The sequence below is a fragment of the Mesorhizobium sp. WSM4813 genome, assembly GCF_055811555.1.
The window spans coordinates 1-17,802 of the sequence record NZ_JBVVQU010000029.1; the positions used below are offsets into that span (position 1 = coordinate 1).

Here is a 17,802-nt window from a genome sequence, read left to right on the forward strand (position 1 = left end):
CCCAGCGGCAGATGCGTGGCCGCCACAACGATCCCCCCCTCCTCAAGATGCTTCCGCATCATTCCGCCGAATCGCCCTTCCGATGCCTTGTCCAGCCCGGCCGTCGGCTCGTCGAGCAGCCACAATGGCCGCCGGCTGACAAGCAGCTTTGCGATCGCCGCTCGGCGACGTTGCCCGGTGGAGAGATAGCCGAACGGCAGATGGCCGAGACCATCAAGCCCGACCGTTTCCAGCGCCTCTTCAGCGCCCAAAAAATCCGCGCCCGAAAAATCGCGCCAGAAGCGCAGATTTTCCGCCACGCTCAGCGCCGTCTTCATCGCGTTCTGGTGGCCGAGATAATGGCAGGCCGAGGCAACCGACGGAAAATCCTCAGCCCCGCCTTCGATAAGCACACGGCCTGCCGCCACCGGCAGCAGCCCGGCAACCACCCTGAGCAGCGTCGACTTCCCCGCGCCATTCGGCCCGGTGACGATCAGTGCCTGGCCTTTCTCGAGGGCAAAGTTGATGCCGGAAAAAACCGCCTCGCCGCCGCGTTCGCCGCCCAGATTTTCGGCGATCAGCCGCATTCCTTGCCCGTCCCGAAAACACTGCGCGCGGCAGTTGCCGCGTCGCACAAAATAGCCTTTCGACTGTCTAGAACTATTCCAGGAAATTCTCTATATCCGGGTCATCCGTGCCAGCGGTCGGCACGGGAAGCGAATTAGCGCCGAACCAGCGCACGCGCCGCCTTGAACGGCTCGGGTTGGCTGGGAACGGACAGCGGAAATGGCCGTACCCGCACCTTTGCGCGTGATTGCATGCCATCGGCGTCCGTTCCCTTTCAGGCTGAACAGACAAGGACGGATCGCACGTGTCAAAATCCCTCGATAGTTTCAATTGCCGCCGCACGCTGACCGCGGGCGGCACCGACTATGTTTATTATGACCTTGTCGAGGCCGAGAAGAACGGCCTCACCGGCATCGCCCAGCTGCCCTATTCGATGAAGGTTCTGCTGGAGAACCTGCTGCGCAACGAGGACGGCCGTTCCGTCACCAAGGAGAGCATCCAGGCGGTCGCCGGCTGGCTGACCGACAGGGGCACCGCCGGCGTCGAGATTGCCTATCGCCCGGCCCGTGTGCTGATGCAGGATTTCACCGGCGTTCCGGCCGTGGTCGACCTGGCCGCCATGCGCGATGCCATGGTCTCGCTCGGCGGCGACCCGCAAAAGATCAATCCGCTGGTCCCGGTCGACCTGGTCATCGATCACTCGGTCATCGTCGATGAATTCGGCACGCCGCTGGCTTTCGCCCGCAATGTCGAGCTTGAGTACGAGCGCAACGAGGAGCGCTACAAGTTCCTGAAATGGGGCCAGCAGGCCTTCCGCAATTTCCGCGTGGTGCCGCCCGGCACCGGGATCTGCCACCAGGTCAATCTCGAATATCTCGGCCAGGTGGTGTGGACCAACACGGAAGGCGGCGAAACCACCGCCTATCCCGACACCTGCGTGGGCACTGATTCGCACACCACCATGATCAACGGCCTTGGCGTGCTCGGCTGGGGCGTCGGTGGCATCGAGGCCGAGGCCGCCATGCTCGGCCAGCCCGTCTCCATGCTGTTGCCCGAAGTCATCGGCTTCCGCCTCACCGGCAGACTCAGGGAAGGCGTCACCGCCACCGACCTCGTGCTCACCGTCACCCAGATGCTGCGCAAGAAGGGCGTCGTCGGCAAGTTCGTCGAGTTCTTCGGTCCGGGTCTGTCCAACATGACGCTGGCCGACCGCGCCACCATCGGCAACATGGCGCCCGAATATGGCGCCACCTGCGGCTTCTTCCCGGTCGACGGCGAAACCATCCGCTACCTCACCATGTCCGGCCGCGAGGAAAACCGCATCGCGCTGGTCGAGGCATACGCCAAGGCGCAAGGCATGTGGCGCGATACCGGATCGGCCGACCCGGTGTTCACCGACCTGCTCGAGCTCGATCTCGGCAGTGTCGTGCCGTCGATGGCCGGTCCCAAGCGTCCGGAAGGCCGCGTAGCGCTTGAAGGCATTCCGGACGGCTTCGCCAAGGCGATGGAAACCGAATACAAGAAGGCCGCCGAAATCGACAAGCGCTACGCCGTCGAAGGCACCAACTATGATCTCGGCCATGGCGATGTCGTCATCGCCGCCATCACCTCCTGCACCAACACCTCGAACCCGAGCGTGCTGATCGGCGCCGGGCTGCTGGCGCGCAACGCCAACCGGCTCGGGCTCAAGCAGAAGCCGTGGGTCAAGACATCGTTGGCGCCGGGCAGCCAGGTCGTCGCCGAATATCTGGAGAAGTCCGGCCTGCAGAAGGAACTCGACGAGATCGGCTTCAACCTGGTCGGCTTCGGCTGCACCACCTGCATCGGCAATTCCGGCCCGCTGCCGGCGCCGATCTCCAAGACCATCAACGATAAAGGTTTGATTGCCGCCGCGGTGCTTTCCGGCAACCGCAATTTCGAAGGTCGCGTCTCGCCCGACGTGCAGGCGAACTATCTCGCTTCGCCGCCGCTGGTCGTCGCCCACGCGCTGGCCGGGACCGTGACCAAGGATCTGACCACCGAGCCGCTCGGCGAGGACCGTGACGGCAACCCGGTCTACCTCCGGGACATCTGGCCGAGCTCGGTCGAAATCCAGGAGTTCATCGAGAAGAACGTGACGCGCGAACTGTTCGCCCGCAAATATGCCGACGTCTTCAAGGGCGACGAATACTGGCAGAACGTCAAAGCGCCGGAAGGCCAGACTTACGCCTGGGACGACCATTCGACCTATGTGCAGAACCCGCCTTACTTTGCCGGGATGACAGCAGGCTTCGGCACAATCGGCGACATCAAGGGCGCCCGCGTGCTCGGCCTGTTCGGCGACAAGATCACGACAGACCATATCTCGCCGGCCGGCTCGATCAAGGCGGCCTCGCCTGCCGGCAAGTACCTCATGGATCATGGCGTCGGCGTTGCCGACTTCAACCAGTACGGCACGCGGCGCGGCAATCACGAGGTGATGATGCGCGGCACCTTCGCCAACATCCGCATTCGCAACCACATGCTGGGCGAGAACGGCCGCGAGGGCGGCTACACCATCCACTATCCGTCGAAGGAAGAGAGATCGATCTACGACGTCGCCATGGAGTACAGGAAGGAAGGCGTGCCGCTGGTCATCTTCGCCGGTGTCGAATACGGCAACGGCTCGTCGCGCGACTGGGCGGCCAAGGGCACCAGCCTGTTGGGTGTTCGCGCCGTCATCGCTCAGTCGTTCGAGCGCATCCACCGTTCGAACCTGGTCGGCATGGGTGTCATCCCCTTCGTCTTCGAGGAGGGCACCTCATGGGCGTCGCTCAACCTCAAGGGCGACGAACTGGTCGAGATCGACGGACTGAGCGCCATCAAGCCGCGCCAGAAGATGGTCGCTAAAATCACCTATGGCGAGGGCACGGTGAAGAACATTCCGATCATCTGCCGCATCGATACGCTGGACGAGCTCGACTACTTCAAGAACGGCGGCATCCTGCAATATGTGCTGCGCGATCTAGCAGCATAGGAATTAGGGGAGTAGGGCAGTAAGGGAGTAGGGAAGACAATACCTATTCCCTATTCCCTATTCCCTATTCCCTATTCCCTATTCCCTATTCCCTATTCCCCTATTCCCCTACCGAAGCGCGCCGCCGCCGCCAGCAGCACACCGAGCATCAGCCCGTTGAGGATGTGCCACAGGAAATGCGTGCCGAGCGGGAAGCTGCCGCAGACCAGCGGATCGATTATCCTGAAGATGACCGACACGACGAAGATCGCTGAGCCCGCCAGATTGTACCAGCCGGCGCGGTTGCCGCTCGCCGCCACTATGACGCCGAAGAAGGCGAGCGCCAGGAAGGGCGGCAGATAGCCGGTCGTGCCGTTCGATGCCTGGCGCAGCCAGTCCGGCACGGCCCAGGTCAACAACCCGGTGACGGCATAGAAGGCGACGAAGATGGCGATCGCCTTGCCCCATTTCATGCCGAGGAAACGGCGCAGGTTGAACAGCGTGTAGGCCAGCGTGAACCCGGCGATCGGCAGCACGTCGGCCCACACCGTGCCATGGTTGGCAAAGGTGTGGAACAGCGCCGAGCCGATGCCGATCGCCACCACCCACCAGGCCAGCACTTCGGCGAAGATGCCGGTGCCACGCCGGCGCACCTCCCGGACACCCCACAGCCCGGCGACAAGAAAAGCCAGATTGGTCAATGCATTGACCGGCTCGGCCCAGAGCTCCGGCCCGACCCGCTCGCAGTACAGGTCGACGGGCGTCAGGAGAGTTTGCCACATGCTGATTGTTGCCCGAATCGGTATCTACTCTGAAGTGTAGCCCGTCCTGTGGCGCCCTTGCAGTTGGTTGCAGCGGTAAAATTTCACCGCAACGTGACTTCCCGTTGACTGCCGCTTCTGCCACATATTTCGCCAATCAGAATAAAGCCGGCCATCACCGGCGGGAGTCGAAACGGCCATGACACCTCGAAGACCATTGCGGCTTGCGGCATTGGCGCTGGCCCTCTCGGTGTTTGCCGGCGCTGGACTTGCCGGCAATGCGCATGCCGGCGAGGCCGACACGTCCCAGGCCGACAAAGCCTCGACTGACCAGCCCTTGGGCGTGGTCGAGCTCTTCACCAGCCAGGGCTGCAATTCCTGCCTGCCGGCCGATGAATTCTTCGCCGAGCTTGCCACCAGGCAGAATATCGTCGCGCTCGCCTATCATGTCGACTACTGGGATTATCTCGGTTGGAAGGACACGCTGAGCCGCAAGGAGAACACCGAACGGCAATATGAGTATATGCGCGCCTTCGGCAGCCGCTCGGTCTATACGCCGCAGGCCGTCATCAATGGCCGCAGCCATGTCAGCGGCGCCAACCGCAAGGAAGTCGACGGCGCGCTCGCCCGCATGGCAAGATCGGGCGAAGGCATGCGGGTCAGCATCAAGGTCAGCCGGACCAATGACCGCGTCACGATCGACGCCGGCGATGCCGGAACCGGCCCCAGCGATGCCCATGTCGTCATCGTCTATTTCGACCCGCCGCAGACGATCAAGATCGGCAAGGGCGAAAACACCGGCCGCAGCATGACCTACTGGAACGCCGTCTCCGGCATCCAGACCGCCGGCATGTGGCACGGCAAGGCGCAGCGCTACGAATTGCCGATGAGCGTGATTTCCAAGAAAGGCGGCTGCGCCGTGCTGCTGCAATCGGTGGGCAAGGACGGCCTGCCGGGTCCCATTCTGGGCGCCGCCTTAATCCACAAGCCTTTATCGGCTGCGCATTCTCGCCCGTAGCGTTTTGCAGCCAAACGTCTTCGTTTGGCGTCCGACAAAATGCGTTAAATAGTAAAGAGAGCGCGGATTTGGCGCTCTCGGCGTCCGCTTCCATCCAGACATAAAAAAACCGACGTCAGCTTGCTTCTGACGCCGGTCATTTAGGTTTTGGGATCGTCGCACTCGATTTTTCCCAAGGAAAAACCGAGGTTGGTTCGATCCGACGCAGACCCGTGGGCGGGGGGCTTGGGGTTTACGAGCCAGTGCCGGACCGAACCGTCTCAGGCAACACCCGTAAATTCGTCGGACATTGGGGCATTAGCACGGATAAAAGAAGGCAGGATTGTGGCGAAGCATCACCAATTCCAACGGGCGTTTTATAAACGTGACTGGACACCGGGGAAACGGTGCGCCGCCCGCCTTTGTCCGGCTGGGCTTGCAATTCCATCGCGAAAGCGCCAACTTTGATTGATGTAAGATTCATTCGAAGGGATCGAGGCATGACTGATCACGGCAGTGGGACGGAGGATGGGGACGCATCCGCAATACTGATCCCGCTGCATGAGGCAAGACGCGAACGCCTCGACCAGCCGGTGCGGTTCGACCGGCGTGAATTGGACCAGATCCTGAGGCTTTACGGGCGCATGGTCGCCGCCAATGAATGGCGCGACTACGCCATCGACCATCTTACCGACCGCGCCGTCTTTTCCGTCTTCCGTCGCACCAGCGAGGTGCCGCTGTTCCAGATCGTCAAGGATCCGAAGCTGGCGCGCCGACAAGGCGCATTTGCCGTCATTGCCGCCGGCGGCCGCATCCTCAAGCGCGGCCAGGAACTTGGCCGCGTGCTCGGCGTCTTCGACCGCACGCTGAAGCTGGTCGAGGCCTAAACTACTTATTTTGCTGGCGGAATTTCCGTTCCGGCAACGAGTTGGGATCGGGCGGAACCGAAGCTCCGTCATTGATCGGCAATTGCATGAACACCGTGTCGAGCCAGCGTCCGTGCTTGTAGCCGGAGCCTTCCAGGCGGCCCGAATGGCGAAAGCCGAGCTTTTCATGCAGCCGCACCGAGGCACTGTCCGGCCGACCGTCGCCGATCACCGCGATGATCTGGCGGAAGCCGGCCGCCTCGGCCGCCTCGATCAGCCCTTGCATCAGCTTTAGCCCGATGCCATGGCCCTTGGCCTCCGGCGCGACATAGACAGAGTCCTCGACGACAAACCGGTACGCAGGCCGCGCCCGGAAGGGGCCGGCATAGGCATAGCCGAGCACAATGCCGTCTTTTTCCGCCACCAGATAGGGAAAGCCACCCGCTATCAAACTATCGAAGCGTTGGCCCATCTCGGCGCGATCAGGCGGCTCCAGTTCGTAGCTCGCCGTGCCGTGGGTCACCGCATCGGCATAGATATCCGTGATCCGATCGAGATCGGCCGAAGCCGCGGGCCGTATCATGATGCTGCTCATAATTTATGCAAGTCGTTCATCTGCCTTCCATCACAGCAAAGGTCGGCACAAAAGGAAAGGGCGGCCTTTGGGCCGCCCTTTCCAAAATCGCTGGTCCAGAGACGCAGGGACCGTTTTAACGGCGGTCGCCCATGAACTGCAGCAGGAACATGAACAGGTTGATGAAGTCGAGATAGAGCGTCAGCGCGCCCATGATCGCCTTACGGCCGGCAACGTCGGTGGCGTCGCCCTCGAAATACATCTCCTTGATCTTCTGCGTGTCATAGGCGGTTAGGCCCGAAAAGATCAGCACGCCGAGCGCCGAGACGGCGAAGGACAGGGCCGACGACTGCAGGAAGATGTTGATCACCATCGCGATGATCAGGCCGAACACGCCCATCACCAGGAACGAGCCGAACGCGGTCAGATCGCGCTTGGTCGTGTAGCCGTAAAGGGACAGCGCACCGAACGCCGCGGCGGTGGCGAAGAAGGTCTGCGAAATGCTAGCCGTCGTGTAGACCAGGAAGATCGACGACAGCGACAAGCCGACGAGGCCGGCATAGACCCAGAACGTCGTCTGCGCGGCAGAAACGCTCATCGACTGGACGCGGAACGACAGAAACAGCACCGCGGCGAGCGGGGCAAAGATCACCAGCCATTTCAGCGGCGAGCCGAAGATCGCGTAGCCGAAGGAGGTCAGCATGTCGCCGTTCGGCAACGTGGCGACCGCCGAAGCCGGATCGGTAGTGGTGGCCAGCATGATCGTGCCGACCGCGGCGAGGCCGGTGATGAGGAGGCCAAGCCCCATCAGATTGTAGACCTTGATCATATAGGCGCGCAGGCCCTGGTCGATAGCAGCATCGACGCCGGCGCCGGGCACGGCACGCGTCTGATAATTGCGAACGGGTTCAGCCATGGAAATCCTCATATTGCTTCTGCCCCGTCCGGTGTCCGGCCCGGTTGGACCGCGGCGCCGCTGGCGGGGCTCCAGCATGCCTACGGCGAAATATGATGGTTATTGGCGACAAGAACAAGACCGTAACCGAGCGTAATGCTTCGTGAAGACCCGAAAATCCGCATTATCGGCCTTCCGAAGCCCAACATTAACAAGATTTAACCGAATCTTGGTCGCGTTGAGCCTGGATATGCTTGCAGATCAAAGGTTGCGCAGCACCGGCGCCGCCTTGTGGCCCAGCACCCGCCAGGTGCCGGCGAGGCCAATGCCGACCGTGACCACCAGCGCAAAGAGGATGGTTGCCACCGCCACATCGGGCATGAAATGCGACGGCAGCGTCATGACGCGCGCGACAACGAACCACGCGGCAACGCCGCCTGCCGCCAGCGCGAAGATCGCGGTGGCAAGGCCGATCAGCATGTATTCCAGCGAAAAAGCCGCGATCAGCGTCTTCCTGGTGGCGCCCAGCGTCTTCAGCACCACTGCGTCGTGGATGCGGGCGCGGTTGCCGGCAGCCAGTGCGCCGGCCAGCACCAGCACCGAGGCGATCAGCGCCACGCCGGCCGCGGCCCTGATCGCGGTGCCGAGTTGCGCCACCAGCCGGTTGACGATGTCGAGCGCGTCCTTGACCCGAACTGTCGTCACCGCGGGAAAGGCACGGGTGACGGCGTTGAGAAGACGGGCATCGTCGGCCGGCGACGCGCCCTTTTCGGTCAGCGTCGCCAGCCAGCTATGCGGCGCGCCGGCAAACGTGCTGGGCGAGAACACCATGACGAAGTTGATGCCCATGGTCTCCCATTCGACCTGGCGGAAATTGGCGATCTTCGCCGTCACGTTGCGGCCAAGCACGTTGACGGTGATGGTGTCGCCGAGTTTCAGCCCGATCTCTTTGCCTTCCTCGGCCGAAAACGACACCAGCGGCTCGCCGGCATAATTGTCCGGCCACCATGTCCCTTCGGTCAGCGTCGCATTCGCGGGAATACTGGCCTCGTAGGTCAGCCCGCGATCGCCGCGCAGCACCCAGGCTCCTTCCGGGGCAATCCTGACCTTGTCGACGTCGACGCCGTTCAGCGCCATCACCCGGCCGCGCAGCATCGGCACTTTGACCAGTGTGCCCTGCGGCGCTTGCCTGCTGACCAGCGCGGAGAACGCATCGACATCGCTGCTCTGGATATCGACAAAGAAGAAGTTCGGCGCCCGTTCCGGCAGGCTGCCGGAAATCTGCCGCCTGAGATTGCCGTCGATCAGCGCCAGCGTCACCAGAAGCGTCAATCCCAGTCCCAGCGACAGCACTACCGACGGCGTCAAGGCACCCGGCCGATGGATGTTGCCGATGGCGAGCCGAAGCGCCGTCGAGCCAACGCGCGGGCTCTTTTTGGCGACCCCCTGCACCAGCGCGCCGACGATGCGCAGCACCAGGAAAGCGAAAATGGTGGCGCCGACGAAGATCGACGCGATATAGCGGTCGCCGGAAAACAGAATGGCCAGCGCCGCCAGGAGCAGCGCGACGCCGAGCGCCGCCGCTGTGTAGAGCGGGCGCGGAAAACCGCGGCCCTCAAAACCCATTTCGCGAAACAGCGCCGTCGCCGGCACGTCGCGCGCACGGCCGAGCGGCAGCAAGGCGAAAGCCAGCGTCACCAGCAACCCGAATAGCGCCGCCATGCCGAGCGCGCCGGGATAGAACCCGCCTTCCGCCGGCACCGGAATGACCGACTGGAGTGCCGCGCTCGCCGCGAACGGCATCAGCGCGCCAAGCACGACGCCCACCATGATGCCGAGGGCGGCGATCATCAGGATCTGAACGAGGTAGACGGCAAAGACGAAACCGCCCGAGGCCCCCAGGCTCTTGAAGGTGGCGATGACGCCGCGCTTGCCGTCGAGATAGGCGCGCACCGCATTGGCCACCCCGACGCCGCCGACCACCAGCGCCGTCAGCCCGACCAGTGTCAGGAATTGCGAAAACCGTTCGATATTGGAGGACAAGGCCGGTGCTGCATTGCTGCGTGTGCGGATCGACCAGCCGGACTCGGGAAAATCTGCCGCGGCCTGGTCCTGGATTGCCTTGATGCGCGCTTCGCTAGCGCCGACGGGCAGCCGGATCTTGTAGGCGTTCTCGACCAGGCTGCCGGGCTGGATCAGGCCGGAAGCGGCAAGTCCGTCCGTCGAGATCATCAGCCGCGGCGCAAAGCCGAAGCCGTCGGATACCGCGTCCGGCTCGTTGATGAGTCTGGCGCGCAGTTCGAATGTGGCGCTGCCGAGCTTCAGCCGGTCGCCGACCCCGAGGTTCAGCCGCTCGAACAAAAGGTCGGGTGCGGCGGCCCCGAAAACGCCGGATTTTTCGCCGAACAGTTCCTGCTTCGACAGCGCCGGCTCAGTCTCCAGCACGCCATAGAGCGGATAGGCGCCATCGACCGCCTTGGCCTCGACCAGGGCCTGGTCGGAGCCGTCCTCGAGCCGCGCCATCGAGCGCATGTTGGCGCTGTGCGATACCGTGCCCAGCCCGTCGAGAAAGGCGTGCTCGGCCTGCGTCGCGGCGCGCTGATTGAGCTCGAAACGAAGGTCGCCGCCGAGCAGCGACTGGCCTTCGTTGGCGACACCGGCGGTAATCGCCCAGGCGACCGAATTGACGCCGCCGATCGCCGCGACGCCAAGCGCAATGCAGGCAAGGAAGATCAGGAAGCCGGACAGCCCGCCGCGCATCTCGCGCAGCGAGAAACGGAAGGCGAGCTTCAGCGTGCGCAACAGCGGCATCAGGCCGGCACCTTACCGGGTTTTGGAGCAGGTTCCGGCGTGTCCTCGATCCGGCCCGACCGCATCGACACCTGCCGGGAGCAGCGTGCGGCAAGCGCCGGATCGTGCGTGACCAGCACCAGCGTCATGCCGCGCTCGGCCGCTTTGGCGAACAGAAGATCGGCGATCTGCCGTCCCGTTGTCTGGTCGAGATTGCCGGTCGGCTCGTCGGCGATGAGGATGCGCGGCGAAGGCGCCAGCGCCCGGGCGATCGCCACACGCTGCTGTTCGCCGCCGGACAATTCGCCGGGATAATGGGTGACGCGGTCGCTCAAGCCCACCGCCTCCAGCTCCAGCGCCGCCACCCCGAACGGATCGGGATGGCCGGCAAGTTCCAGCGGCACTGCGACATTTTCGAGCGCCGTCATGTTGGGAATGAGATGAAAGGACTGGAAAACGATGCCGATGTTTCGACCGCGAAACGATGCGATTTGATCTTCACTCTTGCCGTTCAGCAATTCGCCGGCAATTCGTACCGTACCCGAATCGACCCTTTCCAACCCAGCCAAAACCATCAGCAGCGTCGATTTTCCCGAGCCCGATGGCCCGACGATGCCGGTCGCCTCGCCATCGGCCACATCGATGCTAATACCTTTCAGCACATGGACGGAAGACGCTCCTTCACCGAGCGTCAGCGATACGTCTTTCAGCGCGATGACGGCTTCTATCAAAATAAAATCGTCCTATATGGGAAAGGGGAGGCTGGAATTCTGCCTGCCGCCAACAAAATGTCCTCGTCATATGGGGCCTGCCGCATGGCTTTCAAACACACACTTGCCGCAGTCTTCATCCTTTTTCTCGGAATTTGCGGCGCCATTTCGCCGGCACGCGCCGAGCCCTTCAAGATTGTCGGTTTCGGTGACAGCCTAATGGCAGGCTTTGGCCTCGGACCGGACGAAGGCTTCACCCAGAAACTTGAGGCAGCGCTTCGCGCCAAGGGCCACGATGTGACCGTCGCCAATGCCGGCGTCTCCGGCGATACCTCGAGTGGCGGCCTGTCGCGGCTCGACTGGTCGGTGCCGGACGGCACGCGACTTGTCATCCTCGAGCTCGGCGCCAACGACATGCTGCGCGGCGTTTCTCCTGCCATTACGCAAAGGAATCTGGACGCCATGCTGGCGAAGCTGAAGCAGCGCAAGATCGCCGTGCTGCTGGCTGGCATGCGCGCCGCACCCAATCTCGGCGCCGACTACCAGAATGGCTTTGACGCGATCTTTCCGAAACTGGCGGAAAAGTACGGCGTCCCGCTCTATCCGTTCTTTCTCGACGGCGTCGCCGGCGAAGCCGCCTTTCAACTCGAGGACGGCCTTCACCCGAACGCCAAGGGCATCGACCGCATCGTTGAGCGCATACTGCCGGATGTCGAAAAAACCATTGCCGTGGTTAAGGGCAACTCTTGAAGGACTGGATTTCGATGAGGCTACGCATTCCCCGGACGATTTGATTTAGCACAGGTGCGACCAAACAAACCGCTTGCCCCGCCCGATTTTCGATGATTCGCTAGGGACAAGAGTTCGATTCGAGGACAGGAGGCTTACCCATGCCGCGTCTTTTCACCGCCCTCGAAATACCGCGTGACGCCGCCCTTTCGCTGTCCCTGCTCCGGGGCGGCCTGCCCGGGGCCCGCTGGATCGACGTCGAGAACTACCATTTGACGCTGCGCTTCATCGGCGATGTAGAAGGCCATGTCGCCGACGAGATCGCCAACGCGCTCGACCGTGTCCACCGCCCATCCTTCGCGCTGACACTGTCCGGCGTTGGCGCCTTCGGCCAGAAGAAACCGCATGCGGTGTGGGCCGGCGTCTCCGCCTCGCCCGATCTTTCGTCACTGCAAGCCGAAATCGAGCGCATCTGCCAGCGCCTCGGCATCCCCGCAGATCCGCGCAAGTTCATGCCGCATGTGACCTTGGCGCGCTTACGCAATTCGAGCCCGCTCGATGTCGCCCAGTATCTGTCGGCGCGCGGCAATTTTTCGACGCTGCCCTTCCGTGTCGGCCGCTTCGTCCTGATGTCGTCGCGCGATTCGGTCGGCGGCGGACCTTACATCGTCGAGGAGGCCTGGCCGCTGTCGGGCGCCGACAGCCGTGCCTCGAGCCGCGTCGCCAGCGCCTCTGACGCTTCGCGGATCATGCGGTAAACCGAGGCAAACGCCTCCGGCCCCTCGTGATATGGGTCCGGCACGTCGCTCACCCTTCCCTCCGCGAACTCGAGGAACAGATGGACCCGGTCGCGCACGGCGGCAGGCACCAGCGCCTTCAGATCGCGGAGATTCGATCGGTCCATAGCGAGAATGAGGTCGAAACGCGAAAAATCGTCCGGCGTCAGCTTGCGCGCCTTCTGTCCGGAAATATCGATACCGTGCCGCTCTGCGATTGAGATCGAGCGCGGGTCGGGTGCCGAGCCGGCTTCCCAGTCGCTGGTTCCGGCGGAATCGAGCAGGATATCCCGATCGAGACCGCGCTCCGCCAGGACGGCGTGCAACACGCCCTCCGCCAGTGGCGAGCGGCAGATATTACCGAGACAGACGAAAAGGATGGATTTTATCGGCTTTGCGCTCATCGATCCGGCACTATGCTGAAGACTGCAAATCCAGATAGCACGGGAAACGACTATGACGAGAGAGAAACTGAGCAAGGAGGCGGTCGCCGAGGCGCTGGCCGGGCTCGACGGCTGGTCGCTGACCAAGGATGGCGGTTCGATCGAGCGCAGCTTCACCTTCAGGAATTTTTCCGAAGCCTTCGCCTTCTTGACCCGCGTTGCCCTGGCGGCGGAGAAGATGGACCATCACCCCGACTGGTCGAATGTCTACAAGACCGTGAACGTGACGCTGAACACCCACGATGCGGGCGGCCTGACCGCGCTCGATTTCGAACTGGCCACGAAGATGGACCGCTATTTCGGCGGCTGAGCCAATGCATGTCGCCCCAAAACCTGCCCTAAGGCTTGACCCAAGGGTGCACGGCGGTTTTGGGATAACGACATGCATGGAAAGACGGCATCTTGCAGCGCAGTTCGGGTTTCACCACATTTCCATCGCGGTCGCGCGTGGAACAACATGCGCAGCCTCGTTAGGAGAGACTGATGGCGCAAAAATCCGGTTTTGATTTCTTCGGCTTTGGCGGCAAGCCCGGCCACGCCAGCGAAGTGCGCAAGAAATTCTGGCGCACGGCCAAGCGGGCTGCCCGGCAGATACCGTTCATGGAAGAGCTGGTCGCCGCCTATTACTGCGCCATGGACAAGAACACGCCACTGCGCGCCAAGGGCATCCTGGTGGCGGCGCTCGGCTATTTCGTGCTGCCGGCTGACGTCATCCCCGACTTCGTCTTGGGACTGGGCTTTACCGACGACATCGCGGTGCTGACCGCCGCGATCACCACCGTCAAAGCCCACATCACATCGGCGCATCGGCGCGCCGCCAAGCAGGCGATTGCCGGCGACAGCTGAGCCGGCGATAAGGCAGAAAAGTCAAACTCTTGCCGCTTTCGTGCCCTCCAAGTCGCGAAAGGGACGTTGTAACTGCCGCCTTTCGGGCGACAGGCGCAAGGATAGCGGCGGTTTCCTGGGGTGGATGTCCTTTTCCCAAGGGAAATTCACCGTTTGGTAACCCAGATTAAATCAAAATGAAGCGACGGGCAGGACGGCGAGCCGACCTGCCTCCGCACCATATATGGGAAAAGCGATGCGCGGATTGATTGCTACAATTTCGAGCCTGGCACTGGTGGCCATGACAGCGCCGGCTCTGGCGCAGTCGGCGACCAAGATCGGCCAGCACAATGCCTGGGGCACCTACAGCTACCAGGCGTCGGGCGGCAAGGTTTGCTATGTGTTGACCGTGCCGACCGACAAGCAGCCGCCGACGCTTGACCATGGCAACATGTTCTTCTTCGTCAGCCAGCGGCCGGGACAACAGGTGTCCTATGAACCGCAATTCATCGCCGGCTATAATTTCCAGGAAAACTCCAAGGCCACCGTCACCATCGACGGCAAGAGCTTTTCGATGTTCACCCGCGGCAAGTCGGCCTGGGTCGAGAATGCCGCCGAGGAGCCGGTGTTGATCGCCGCGATGAAGTCCGGCAGCGACATGAGGGTGCAGGCGAAATCCGGCCGCGGCAACACCACTACCTATGTCTTTTCGCTGAAAGGCATTTCGGCGGCGCTGTCGTCCATCGCCAGGTGCAAATAGCCACAGGCGAAGCGGAGTTTGAGTAAGGCCGGGCCGCAAGCCCGGCTTTCTGCTTTTTAACACGCCGCCGGCCGGCACATTGCGGCGAGCCTTGCACCGCCGTCACTATGACTCCGCCGTCAACCTGTGCTATGCGCCGCGCTTCATTTCGGGCACGATGCTGTAATCGGCCATAAATCGCTTATATCAGTGCAACAATGACCCTTTCATTTGATCTCACCACTGAGGGCGCCCGTGACGCGTTGCGCGCCCGCGCCACGCCGGCCGAGAAACCGTCGCTGATCGGCCTGACCCGGGCCGAGCTTGGCGCAGCCCTGGTTGCGTCAGGCATCGTGCCGGAGCGCCACGCCAAGATGCGCGCCCAGCAGCTCTGGCACTGGATGTATGTGCGCGGTGTCTCCGACTTCGCCGGCATGTTCAACATATCCAAGGATTTGCGCGCCGAGCTCGACAAGCATTTCACCGTCGCCAGGCCCGAGATCGTCGAGGAGCAGATTTCCTCAGACGGCACGCGCAAATGGCTGTTTCGCTTTCCACCGCGCGGCGCTGGCCGGCCGGTCGAGATCGAGACCGTCTACATTCCCGAAGAAGGCCGCGGCACGCTCTGCATCTCGTCGCAGGTCGGTTGCACGCTGACCTGTTCCTTCTGCCACACCGGCACGCAGAAGCTGGTGCGCAATCTGACCGCCGAGGAAATCCTCGCCCAGCTTTTGACCGCCCGCGACCGGCTCGGCGATTTCCCCGACCGCGACACGCCGGATGGCGCCATCGTGCCGGCCGAGGGCCGGAAAGTGTCCAACGTCGTCATGATGGGCATGGGCGAGCCGCTCTACAATTTCGAGGCGGTGAAGAAGGCGCTGCTGATCGCCTCCGACGGCGACGGGCTTTCCCTGTCGAAAAGACGCATCACGCTGTCGACCTCCGGCGTCGTACCGGAGATCTTCCGCACCGGCGAGGAGATCGGCGTCATGTTGGCGATCTCGCTGCACGCCACCAATGACGATCTGCGCGACCTTTTGGTGCCGATCAACAAGAAGTATCCATTGAAAGAGCTGATAGCCGCCTGCCGCGCCTATCCCGGCCTGTCGAACGCTCGCCGCATCACCTTCGAATATGTGATGCTGAAGGACGTCAACGATTCGATCGAAGACGCCAAGGGTCTGATCAAGCTGCTCAAGGGCATTCCGGCCAAGATCAATCTGATCCCGTTCAACCCGTGGCCAGGCACCAATTACCAGTGCTCTGACTGGGAGACGATCGAGAAATTCGCCGATTATATCAACAATGCCGGCTATGCCTCGCCGATTCGCACGCCGCGCGGCCGCGATATCCTCGCCGCCTGCGGCCAGCTCAAGTCGGAGTCCGAGCGCATGCGCAAGGTCGACCGGCTGGCGCTGGAAGCGATGATGATCGCGGGGCACGGCGAGGCGTGACCCGTCTCGTTGCCTGGTTCGGCCGCGTCGCATTCATATCTTTGGGTTATGTCATTGCCGTCCTGGTTGCGGTCGCCGCCACCTTCTTCGTGTTGCTGCTCCCGACCGTCCTGCCGGATGGCGGCGCCTGGGGATCGTTTTACCGCAGCGTCCGCGATGTGGGCTTTGTTTACCAATCCGTACTCATGATTACTTTCCTGACGGCGCTGCCCGGTTTTCTGCTCACGCTGCTTGTCGCCCGTAGACAAGGCTGGAGCCGCTGGCTGCCATTTGCGTGCGCTGGCGCCCTGAACGCCATCCTCGCGCTCCTGGTCTTAAGCGCCTGGACACAAACGACCCCGTTGAACATATCGGCTGCGCTACTCCTGCCCTGTCTACCCGGCGGATTCTCCGGCGGTTATGCCTACTGGGCAGTAACCGGGCGTTTCCTTATCAAACAAAGGGGAGCAGTTTCGGCGTGAACCGTCTCGTTGCCTATCTCATCCGCTTCGCCGTCATCCTGATCGGCTATGTCGTCGCCTCGCTGGCCGCCAGCGCCTTCCTCAATATCATGTTTCTGGGGTCGCTGGGCTACACGCCGGAGCACGCGCACCCTACGGCGACTGCTTCGCTGTATTTTTCGATTCCATTCGTTGCACTGTTCGTCGCTTATTTCGCCTTCATGCCGGCGGCGGTCGCCATCCTCGTCTCCGAAATCCTGGGACGGCGCGACTGGCTGTTCTATGCGCTGGCGGGTGCGGTGGTCGCGTCGGTTTTCCTCGGCTTCGCCTATCGGACCGCCGATGCCAATTTCGAGATCACCGATCCGCGCGTCGTCGCTGCCGTGGTCGGCTGCGGCATGGTCGGCGGCATTTTCTACTGGCTGAGCGCCGGGCGCACGGCCGGAAGCTGGCGTCAAGCCGGAAGGTCCGCGCCTACTTCGCCTGGGCGGTCAGGATCTTGAGCGCGAAGGCCGAAAACACCCCGGCGAACAGATAGTCGACGGCGCGCGTCACCCGCGGGCTGGTCTTCATCGCCGCCGAGAATTTTTCTGCTGCAAAGACCATCGGCGCTGTTACCGGGATCGACAGCACCACGAACATCGCACCGAGGAAGAACAGCTTTCCGGGCGCGTTCGGGTCGTGCGCGGAGACGAACTGCGGCAGGAAGGTCATGAAGAACAGGATGATCTTCGGGTTGAGCAGATTGACGCCGAGCCCCGCCGCCCAAGCGCGGAACAGCGAAATCTCAGGCCCGGTCTTCTTCTCCGGCGAAAACGCCGACCCCTTGGTGATCGCCTGCCAGGCCAGGAAAACGAGATAGCCGGCGCCAAAGATCTTCAGGGCCAGGAAGGACATCGGCGAGGCGACGATCAGCGCCGAGATGCCGACCACGACCAGCGTGGTGTGGATCAGCGTGCCGCACAGCGCGCCGGCCATCGACGCAAAACCGGTGGCGCGGCCATGGCTCAGCGTGCGCGACACGAACAGCGTCATATCGGGCCCGGGCGTGATCGCCAGGATCACGGTGGCGATGGCGAACTGGATCAGCGTCGTGGTGTCGGGAATAAAGGACATGGGCGGGCCCCTGGATAAGAAAGCGCAGCCTATACCGCAAGCGTCTTCTCTGCACCAGCGACTGGCGGCACAAGGGCTGATCCAGTATGCCAGCAGCGACCGGGGGACCGTTCATCACTTGCGCAGCCCGGAAAGGCCGTGATACCTCGCCCGCGAAGAATCCTGTC

At 62.6% G+C, this 17,802-nt stretch carries 19 protein-coding genes; 11 read left to right on the plus strand and 8 right to left on the minus strand.

The features are described 5' to 3' along the window. Nucleotides 1–566 (minus strand): heme ABC exporter ATP-binding protein CcmA (gene ccmA / locus AC0L25_RS17980; protein ID WP_473596743.1); only part of this gene is annotated, 566 nt, incomplete at its 3' end. 284 nt (nt 567–850) lie between these two features. On the opposite strand from ccmA, the gene acnA reads away from it, so the two are divergent. Continuing rightward, nucleotides 851–3,541 carry an aconitate hydratase AcnA gene (acnA, locus tag AC0L25_RS17985; protein ID WP_473596744.1) on the plus strand — a complete coding sequence of 897 codons (2,691 nt, stop codon included), beginning with the start codon at nt 851–853 and terminating at the stop codon, nt 3,539–3,541. A 92-nt stretch (nt 3,542–3,633) separates the two neighbouring features. Here acnA and AC0L25_RS17990 read toward each other — a convergent pair whose 3' ends face one another. Beyond that, complete coding sequence (locus AC0L25_RS17990) at nt 3,634–4,302, minus strand: ceramidase domain-containing protein (RefSeq protein WP_473596745.1); 669 nt, start codon at nt 4,300–4,302, stop codon at nt 3,634–3,636. A gap of 178 nt (nt 4,303–4,480) precedes the next feature. On the opposite strand from AC0L25_RS17990, the gene AC0L25_RS17995 reads away from it, so the two are divergent. Then, complete coding sequence (locus AC0L25_RS17995) at nt 4,481–5,299, plus strand: DUF1223 domain-containing protein (RefSeq protein ID WP_473596746.1); 819 nt, start codon at nt 4,481–4,483, stop codon at nt 5,297–5,299. A gap of 479 nt (nt 5,300–5,778) precedes the next feature. Continuing rightward, nucleotides 5,779–6,165, plus strand: a complete 387-nt coding sequence (locus AC0L25_RS18000; protein WP_095484870.1) for a DUF2794 domain-containing protein — start codon at nt 5,779–5,781, stop codon at nt 6,163–6,165. Between the two features lies 1 nt (nt 6,166). On the opposite strand, the gene AC0L25_RS18005 is transcribed toward AC0L25_RS18000, so the two are convergent. The 4 genes from AC0L25_RS18005 to AC0L25_RS18020 form a co-directional block, all read right to left on the minus strand. Next, nucleotides 6,167–6,739 carry a GNAT family N-acetyltransferase gene (locus AC0L25_RS18005; protein ID WP_473596747.1) on the minus strand — a complete coding sequence of 191 codons (573 nt, stop codon included), beginning with the start codon at nt 6,737–6,739 and terminating at the stop codon, nt 6,167–6,169. Between the two features lie 115 nt (nt 6,740–6,854). After that, nucleotides 6,855–7,634 carry a Bax inhibitor-1/YccA family protein gene (locus AC0L25_RS18010; protein ID WP_029349432.1) on the minus strand — a complete coding sequence of 260 codons (780 nt, stop codon included), beginning with the start codon at nt 7,632–7,634 and terminating at the stop codon, nt 6,855–6,857. A 240-nt stretch (nt 7,635–7,874) separates the two neighbouring features. Next, nucleotides 7,875–10,424, minus strand: a complete 2,550-nt coding sequence (locus tag AC0L25_RS18015; RefSeq protein WP_473596748.1) for an ABC transporter permease — start codon at nt 10,422–10,424, stop codon at nt 7,875–7,877. Continuing rightward, nucleotides 10,424–11,134: an ABC transporter ATP-binding protein gene (locus AC0L25_RS18020; protein ID WP_473596749.1), complete on the minus strand. Its 711-nt coding sequence runs from the start codon at nt 11,132–11,134 to the stop codon at nt 10,424–10,426. The genes AC0L25_RS18015 and AC0L25_RS18020 overlap by 1 nt, the downstream gene beginning before the upstream one ends. An 84-nt stretch (nt 11,135–11,218) precedes the next feature. On the opposite strand from AC0L25_RS18020, the gene AC0L25_RS18025 reads away from it, so the two are divergent. Together AC0L25_RS18025 and thpR are read left to right on the plus strand one after the other, a co-directional pair. Next, complete coding sequence (locus tag AC0L25_RS18025; protein ID WP_473596750.1) at nt 11,219–11,863, plus strand: arylesterase; 645 nt, start codon at nt 11,219–11,221, stop codon at nt 11,861–11,863. A gap of 140 nt (nt 11,864–12,003) precedes the next feature. Then, complete coding sequence (thpR, locus tag AC0L25_RS18030; protein WP_473596751.1) at nt 12,004–12,600, plus strand: RNA 2',3'-cyclic phosphodiesterase; 597 nt, start codon at nt 12,004–12,006, stop codon at nt 12,598–12,600. Here the strand turns inward: thpR and AC0L25_RS18035 are convergent. Next, a complete protein-coding gene (locus AC0L25_RS18035) occupies nt 12,504–13,022 on the minus strand; it encodes a low molecular weight protein-tyrosine-phosphatase (protein ID WP_473596752.1) in 519 nt (172 codons plus the stop codon). The genes thpR and AC0L25_RS18035 overlap by 97 nt on opposite strands. A gap of 52 nt (nt 13,023–13,074) precedes the next feature. Between AC0L25_RS18035 and AC0L25_RS18040 the strand changes: the two genes are divergently transcribed. The 6 genes from AC0L25_RS18040 (at nt 13,075) to AC0L25_RS18065 (ending at nt 17,022) form a co-directional block, all read left to right on the plus strand. Then, a complete protein-coding gene (locus AC0L25_RS18040) occupies nt 13,075–13,371 on the plus strand; it encodes a 4a-hydroxytetrahydrobiopterin dehydratase (protein WP_473596753.1) in 297 nt (98 codons plus the stop codon). A 173-nt stretch (nt 13,372–13,544) separates the two neighbouring features. Next, nucleotides 13,545–13,907 (plus strand): YkvA family protein, encoded by a 363-nt coding sequence (locus tag AC0L25_RS18045; RefSeq protein ID WP_473596754.1) that lies wholly within the window; start codon nt 13,545–13,547, stop codon nt 13,905–13,907. 235 nt (nt 13,908–14,142) lie between these two features. Beyond that, nucleotides 14,143–14,646 (plus strand): invasion associated locus B family protein, encoded by a 504-nt coding sequence (locus AC0L25_RS18050; RefSeq protein WP_473596755.1) that lies wholly within the window; start codon nt 14,143–14,145, stop codon nt 14,644–14,646. A 197-nt stretch (nt 14,647–14,843) separates the two neighbouring features. Continuing rightward, nucleotides 14,844–16,079: a dual-specificity RNA methyltransferase RlmN gene (gene rlmN / locus AC0L25_RS18055; RefSeq protein ID WP_473596756.1), complete on the plus strand. Its 1,236-nt coding sequence runs from the start codon at nt 14,844–14,846 to the stop codon at nt 16,077–16,079. Next, nucleotides 16,076–16,540, plus strand: a complete 465-nt coding sequence (locus AC0L25_RS18060; protein ID WP_473596757.1) for a hypothetical protein — start codon at nt 16,076–16,078, stop codon at nt 16,538–16,540. Before rlmN ends, AC0L25_RS18060 begins: the two co-directional genes overlap by 4 nt. Then, the gene (locus tag AC0L25_RS18065) at nt 16,537–17,022 is read left to right on the plus strand and encodes a hypothetical protein (RefSeq protein ID WP_473596758.1); all 486 of its coding nucleotides are present in this window, start codon (nt 16,537–16,539) and stop codon (nt 17,020–17,022) included. The genes AC0L25_RS18060 and AC0L25_RS18065 overlap by 4 nt, the downstream gene beginning before the upstream one ends. Here the strand turns inward: AC0L25_RS18065 and AC0L25_RS18070 are convergent. Continuing rightward, nucleotides 16,994–17,635 (minus strand): LysE family translocator, encoded by a 642-nt coding sequence (locus tag AC0L25_RS18070; RefSeq protein ID WP_473596759.1) that lies wholly within the window; start codon nt 17,633–17,635, stop codon nt 16,994–16,996. The two genes, AC0L25_RS18065 and AC0L25_RS18070, sit on opposite strands and share 29 nt — an antisense overlap. Nucleotides 17,636–17,802: the final 167 nt, after the last annotated feature.